Annotated in this window: 2 protein-coding genes; both read right to left on the minus strand. The window is 69.2% G+C overall.

The annotated features are described in order from the left end of the window. A partial coding sequence (locus GGD82_RS20725; protein WP_184013349.1) for a hypothetical protein occupies positions 1–579 on the minus strand: 579 nt, incomplete at its 3' end. Continuing rightward, a partial coding sequence (locus GGD82_RS20730) for a hypothetical protein (protein WP_184013350.1) occupies positions 579–1,343 on the minus strand: 765 nt, incomplete at its 5' end. The genes GGD82_RS20725 and GGD82_RS20730, both read right to left, overlap by 1 nt.

A 1,343-nucleotide genomic window follows, 5' to 3' on the forward strand; every position in this document is an offset into this window, starting at 1 on the left:
CGTCGGACCAGTAACCCAGCCGCTGTCATGCACGATGGTCGCGCTTTCCGGCTCATACCAGCGCACGCGCAGACCGCCGGACACCGCGCCGTACAGCCCACGCATCGGGCTGGTCGTGACGTCCAGTTGCGCGTCGGTGCTCCCATGCGCGGGTTTGATGATGGTCGGCGTCTTGACAAGTGGCCGGCGGGCGTCGATGGCATAGGCCAACCCGGCCAGGTCCACCCACACGTCGGGCGCGGCCCAGCCGTCGATGTCGGCCGGCGTCGCCCGCCCCCACGGCACGAACTTTTGCCGCACCTCGTCCCACAGCAGACCCTCGCCGGGCCGGACCTCGCTGAGACCGAGGGCACCCGCCAGCACCGCGATCTCGTCCAGCATCGGTTCCAGGATCTCCGCCGCCGCCGTGCCGGCCGCCAGGGTGGACGCGATCTCCTGTACCAACAGGGAGACCGCATACGGCAGGGCGTAGGCGCGGGGCAGCGCGACGCCATCGACGACTACGGTTTCGGCCAGCCCGAAATCGCGGACAAAGTCGGCCGTATCCCATGTCACGCCCTTGACGGTGAACTGCACCATCACGCCACCTCCTCAATGAACTGGAATGTCGTATCGACCCAATCGTGCCGGGCCAGCGTGGAAGCCGGCAGACGCGCCAGTGTGGCGAGGCCCGACCGGCGGTGACGGTCGCGGCTTTCCATGGGGTTGAACGAGACGTAAAGCTGCCTCGACCGGCCGACGCGCCCGACCATGTCGTAGACGTCGCGCATGGCCTCCGCCTCCGGCAGGCCCTCGATCTGCACCGTCATGGTTCGGCGGCGGGGGCCGGGGTCGGCGTCGGTCCGGCCCGATAGCAGGGTGCGGACCTCCGACAGATCCTCCCACCCCCACTCGCATGTGTAGGATACCGGGACGGACGTCTGCCAACCGGCCCCGGTCCAGACGCGGGCCAGGGTGACGGACCCGGCCGGGTTGGTGGGGTCGGAAATAAAGATGTGCTCGTAGCGGCCCAACACCGGCTCGGGGGCCACGTCGTGCCAGAACCAGCGTGGATACTGCCGAAGTTCGCGGTCGCTGATCCGGCCATGGCCCCAGGACGGATCGGCGCGGGGCCGGTCGAAGGCGCCGCCGATGGGCGGACACCAGTCCGTCGGGCCGCTGGTGTGCAGGATCTCGTTGCCGGCCGGATCCAGGGAGATGACGCGGGTCAGGCTGGCGACTTTGGACATGGACCCCAGCAGCACGCACACGCGCAGGTCCGTCAGCGCGCCATAGTCGATGGTGAAGCGCGTGGCGCCCTCGTCCAGGCCATCCGATTGCGCGGTCAGCAGGAAGCGCGGATC

The sequence above is a fragment of the Roseospira marina genome (assembly GCF_014197855.1).
GTDB lineage: Bacteria > Pseudomonadota > Alphaproteobacteria > Rhodospirillales > Rhodospirillaceae > Rhodospira > Rhodospira marina.